Source organism: Actinotalea sp., from assembly GCF_041597215.1.
In the GTDB taxonomy this organism is placed as follows: domain Bacteria; phylum Actinomycetota; class Actinomycetes; order Actinomycetales; family Cellulomonadaceae; genus Actinotalea.
This window is the reverse complement of sequence record NZ_JBFHHB010000225.1, coordinates 1-5281: the sequence shown is the minus strand read 5'-3', so window position 1 is coordinate 5281 and position 5281 is coordinate 1. Positions and strand designations below refer to the sequence as shown.

Genomic DNA, 5281 nt, shown 5'->3' with positions numbered 1-5281 from the left:
GACGTCCGCGACGACCCGGGGTGGCAGACGTAGACCCCGACATCCGTCTTGCCCGCGGCTTCAAGGCGGTCCTGCAGCTCGTAGGCGAACATCATCTGCGCGAGCTTGGACTGGCTGTACGTCTTGTTCTGGTGGTAGTTCCTGTCCCAGTTCATGTCGTCGAACTGGATCGTCCTGAGGCCCATCGTGTAGCCCAGGCTCGCCACCACGACGATGCGGCCCTGCGACTCCTCGATCCGCTCGAACAGCAACCCGCTGAGCAGGAAGTGCCCGTAGTGGTTCGTCCCCAGCATGCTCTCGAAGCCGTCGACGGTGATCCTCTGCTCGGGAACCTGCGCGATGGCGGCGTTGCAGATCAGCGCGTCGATCCGAGGGACGGTCTCCAGCACCTGCGCAGCCGCGTCCCGCACCGAGTCCAGCACCGCCAGGTCCATCCGCACGAAGGACACCTCGGCGTCGGCCCCGAACTCCTCCTTGAGCGTGGCGACCGCCGCCGTGGACTTCTCGACGCTGCGGTTCAGCATCACGACCCGGGCGCCCTTGCCCAGCAGGATCCGTGCGGCCTGGAACCCCGTGCCGCCGTTGGCCCCGGTGATCAGATAGGTCCTGCCCTGCTGGGGGCCCAGGCGCTCCGGGGTCCAGCCCTGCGCTCCGAAGCTCGTGTCCACCATCGTCGTTCTCCCGTCATCGTCCGTCAGCAACCGTCGGAGCGACACTGCGTCTCACGGTGAGGTCGCAACCAGCCGCAATACTCGCGATTACTTGCCTGATCGTCTCGCAGTTCGCGTAATGGGCAAGATCGCGGGTGCTACCGTGGCCGCATGTCGCAGCAGCAGATCCGGGAGATCATCGACCGTCGGCTCACCGAGGACGGCGTGGTCGCCACCGGCGTCAGGGGAGTACAGCTGTTCCGGGTGACCGACTCCGTTCGCTGCGCTCCTGCGGTGTACGAACCCACCCTGGTCGCGATCGTGAGCGGGGCCAAGGAAGCGATCCTGGACGGCAGGTCGCACGTCTACGACAGCAGCCGGTACCTGGTGTGCTCGATGTCGATGCCGGTCGAGGCCGGAACACCCACGGCGTCCCCGGAGAACCCCCTGCTGGGAGTGCAGATCGCCCTGGACACCAAGGTGATGACCGAGCTGGTCATCGAGACCGAGAGCGCCGCCGGTGCCATCCGCACACCCCGGTCCGGCCCGCTACCCGAGGGGATCGCGCTCGCCGGCTGGGACGACACGTTCACCGACGCCCTGCTGCGCCTCGTGCAGCTGGCGGACAGCCCCGTGGACACGACCGTCCTCGGCGACGGTCGCCTCCGGGAGCTGTACTACGCCGTGCTGAAGGGAGAGGCCGGGGACTCCGCGCGGCGCGCCTTCGGCGTGGGCAACGAGATCGCCCGGTCCATCGAGTACCTGGCCGGCCACCTCGAGGAGGCGGTCACGATCGATGCCATGGCCGCCCATGCCGGGATGAGCCGGGCCGTGTTCCACCGCAAGTTCAAGCAGGCCACCACCATGTCGCCGATCCAGTTCGTGAAGTCCATGCGGCTCAACAGCGCCGCCATGAGCATCGCCGGCGGGATGAGCGTCAACGAGGCAGCCGTCGACGTGGGCTACCTGAGCGCCTCCCAGTTCAGCCGGGAGTTCAAGCGTGCGTACGGCCAGTCGCCCCGGCAGTGGAGCACCACCCGGCAGTCGGCCACCGCAGGAGCCTGACGGGCTCCTCACCCGTGGGCGCGGCTCGTGGGCACGAAACATCACCCCGCCGCTCTCGTAGCGGGGCTAGGTTCGCGGTGCGGTGCGCGGGACACTTTCTTCTCGAGGTCGACCTGCGCGCGAGCGAGAGATCACTCGTCCGGCTGCTCCAGGACGCGACCTCCGTGCCGAGGACCAGCACGACGCCCGAGGAGACCGATGCGTTGGACCGCCCGAACGCACCGCGCCGCGACTGCGCTCGCCGCGACGGTCGGGTTGGTGCTGACCGGCGCCCCGGCGGCGCAGGCGCAGGACTCCCCGGCCATCGCCCCGGCCGGCGGTGGTCCCGAGGAGTCGTACGTGGTGACGTACGCCCCGCAGGCGACCGCGGCCGTCATCGCGGACATGGCCGCGATGAGCGAGGTCCCCACCGAGACCTACACCTACGCGCTCGACGGTCTGGCAGCGGACCTCACCGACGAGCAGGCCGCATGGCTGGCGGATCGTCCGGGGGTGACCTCCGTGACCCTCGACCCGGTGATCTCCCTGGCGGACGTCCAGAGCCCGACGCCCTCCTGGGGCCTGGACGTCCTGGACGCCCCGACGGGCGCACGGGACACGCGGTACACCTACCCGGCGACCGCCGGTGCGGGAGTGACCGCGTACGTGCTGGACACGGGAGTGCGGGCCGACCTCGCTGACTTCGGCGGCCGCGTGCAGGCCGGGGTCTCGGAGGTGGCCGCCGAACCCGATGCGACGACGGACACCAACGGTCACGGGACGCATGTGGCCGGCTTGCTGGCGTCCGCGACGTACGGGGTCGCGAAGAGGGCCACGATCGTGCCGGTCCGGGTGCTGGACAAGAACGGCGTCGGATGGGGCTCGGACATGCTCGCCGGGGTCAACTGGGCCATCGCGCACCACCAGGCCGGCGTGCCGGCCGTCGCGAACCTGTCGATCGGCATCAGCTCGTGGGCCCCGCTGACCACGGCGGTCACCAACCTGGTCGCCGACGGCGTCTTCGTCGTCGTCGCCGCGGGGAACGACGCGGTGGACGGGTGCACGGGCGCGTTGACCTCGTCCGCCTCGGTCTTCGTCACTGCCGCGACCGACGCGACAGGGACGATCGCCTCCTACTCGAACGTCGGGACCTGCGTCGACGGCTTCGCTCCCGGGTCCGGCATCCTCTCCTGGGGGCTCGGCGGAGTCCCGGAGTACCGCTCCGGGACGTCCATGGCCACCCCGCACGTGGCAGGTGTCGCGGCCCTGCAGCTCGGGCAGGCACCGGCGAGCAGCCCCGAGCAGGTCCGGGCCACCCTCCTGGCGGGAGGGTCGCACGACGTGCTGGGGGTTCCGGCCGGCACGACGGACCTGCGCATCACGACGGCAGGAGTCCTGAGCATCGGGCGGCCGACCGGGCTGCGCACGACCGCCGGCACGACGACGACGGCGAGCGTGGCATGGGCCGCGCCTGCGCCGCTGAACGCGATCCCGGTGACCTCCTACCGGGTCACGGCGACCCGGCCGTCGGCGAGCAGCCCGACCGCGACGGTGACCACGGACGCGACCACCCGCGAAGCGACACTCACCGGCCTGAGCCCGGGCACCCGGTACACCGTCACGGTCACCGCGCTCGCGGGCACCACGAGCGGGGACCCGTCCACGGGCCTGACCCTCACCACACCCGCCGCCGAGCTGCCGGCGGCACCCGCGACGGTCACGCTCACCGCGACGGACACCACCACCGTTGAGGTCACCTGGGAGGCGACCGCAGCCCTGGCGGGCACGGCGATCACCGGATACAGCGTGCGCTGGCGCCCCACGACGTCGACCTCCTGGGCGTCCCGGACGGTGAGCACGACCCGTGCCACGCTCACCCACCTCACCGCGGGCACCGCCTACGTCGTCCAGGTCCAGGCCAGGACCGGGACCACCGGGGGCTCGTGGTCGGCGGAACGCACCGTGACCACGCCGAGCGCGACGACGCGATTCGTGACCGGCGTCTACCAGGTCCTGTTCCACCGGTCGCCGGACAGCACTGGGCTGACCACCTGGGTCACCGCCCTGGACCAGGGTGTTCCCCGGGCAGCAGTGGCCGACGCGATCACCTCGAGCGCGGAGTACCGCTCGGGGCTGATCTCCGCCGCGTACCAGGAGTACCTGGGGCGGTCACCCGACCCCGCCGGTCTGAGCACCTGGCTCGGTGCGATGAGCCGCGGGATGACCGTCCAGCAGGTGGAGGCCGGGTTCGTCGCCTCCGACGAGTACTGGGCGAAGGCCGCGGGCACACCGAGCACCTGGGTCACCCAGCTGTACCGGGACGTCCTGCACCGCACCCCGTCGTCCTCCGAGGTCCGCTACTGGGTGGACCGCCTCGCCGGGGGCACCACCCGCAGCGAGGTCGCCCTGGGCTTCCTGCTCTCCACCGAGCACCTGTCCGCCGTCCTGGACGGGCACTACCTGTCGATCCTGGGCAGGCACCTGGACCCCTCCGGTCGGAGCACCTGGGTGCGGGCCCTCCAGAGCGGCTCGCGGGTCGAAGAGGTGATCGGCGGGGTCATCTCGAGCGAGGAGTTCTGGAACATCTACGCCGTCTGACCCGACAGCCGAGCGGGCCTCAGGACGTCTACTCGCAGGCGATGCCGTCCTTGTCGCCGTCCAGCCTGGTCCGGTACCCGGGCTCGCCCAGGTGCAGCGGGGCGGCTCCCGCTGCACGAGCAGCGGTGCAGTTGGCGTAGTAGACCGGTGTCGTGGGAGCGGAGGATGCCGGCGCGGGGTCAGGGGACGGCGTCGGTTCCTGGGCAGAGGTCGGCGCCGGTGTCGCCGTCGCCGTCGTCGTGACCGTCGGCGCGCCCCCGACCGGAAGAGGCTCGCCGGGGCACCCGGTCAGGATGCGCTCGATGGCGTCCCGCTCGGCGCTGGTGACCCACAGGTCGTAGGTGAGCTTCACGGCGACCTGCCGGGCGACGTACTGGCAGCGGAACGCCTTGTTCGGCGGAAGCCAGGTCGCGGCGTCACCGGCGCCCTTCTGCGCGTTGAGCGGCCCGTCGACGGCGAGCAGGTTCAACGGGTCGTTCGCCAGGGCGGTCCGCCGCTCGAGCGTCAGGGCCTGCGCACCCTTCTGCCACGCATCCGACAGCGCGACGACGTGGTCGATCTGCACGGCGGTCGACGTCGTCTCACCGCGGACGAAGGCGATCGACGTCGCCGAGTAGGGATCTGCCAGGGTCCCGGACAGCACCAGGCACCCGTGGGTCCCCTCCTTGATCGTGGTGGCACTCAGGTCGCGGCGCAGGATGTCGTTGCGGGTGTCGCAGCCGTTGCGGTCCACGTCCGCCCACGCCTGGCCGAACTCCTCCCGCGCGTAACCGGTCGTGGGGGCTCGCCCCTTGACGGCGAGCAGCGCCAGCGCCTCGATCGCCGACCCGGAGGTCGACGGCTCGGCGCTCGCCTCGACCACCGTCGAGGTGGGGGTCGGCGTGGACGTCGAGGTGGGGGTCGACGACGGCGTGGACGTCGGCGTGGCCGTCGAGGTGGGGGTCGATGTCGGGGTGGGGGTCTGGCTCGCCGTCGGCGTCGGCGAGTCG

Annotated in this window: 4 protein-coding genes; 2 read left to right on the top strand and 2 right to left on the bottom strand. The window is 71.3% G+C overall.

What is annotated here, in order from left to right:
- Nucleotides 1-668, bottom strand: a 668-nt coding sequence (locus ABWK99_RS13305) for an SDR family NAD(P)-dependent oxidoreductase (RefSeq protein WP_372595186.1), incomplete at its 3' end; no start/stop codon positions are given.
- A 153-nt stretch (nucleotides 669-821) separates the two neighbouring features.
- Between ABWK99_RS13305 and ABWK99_RS13300 the strand changes: the two genes are divergently transcribed.
- Nucleotides 822-1715, top strand: a complete 894-nt coding sequence (locus tag ABWK99_RS13300) for an AraC family transcriptional regulator N-terminal domain-containing protein (protein WP_372595185.1) — start codon at nucleotides 822-824, stop codon at nucleotides 1713-1715.
- Between the two features lie 198 nt (nucleotides 1716-1913).
- Nucleotides 1914-4292, top strand: coding sequence for a DUF4214 domain-containing protein (locus ABWK99_RS13295; RefSeq protein ID WP_372595184.1), 2379 nt, complete (start codon nucleotides 1914-1916; stop codon nucleotides 4290-4292).
- Between the two features lie 28 nt (nucleotides 4293-4320).
- Here the strand turns inward: ABWK99_RS13295 and ABWK99_RS13290 are convergent, their stop codons facing one another.
- Nucleotides 4321-5154 (bottom strand): DUF1524 domain-containing protein, encoded by an 834-nt coding sequence (locus tag ABWK99_RS13290; protein ID WP_372595183.1) that lies wholly within the window; start codon nucleotides 5152-5154, stop codon nucleotides 4321-4323.
- Nucleotides 5155-5281 lie beyond the last annotated feature (127 nt).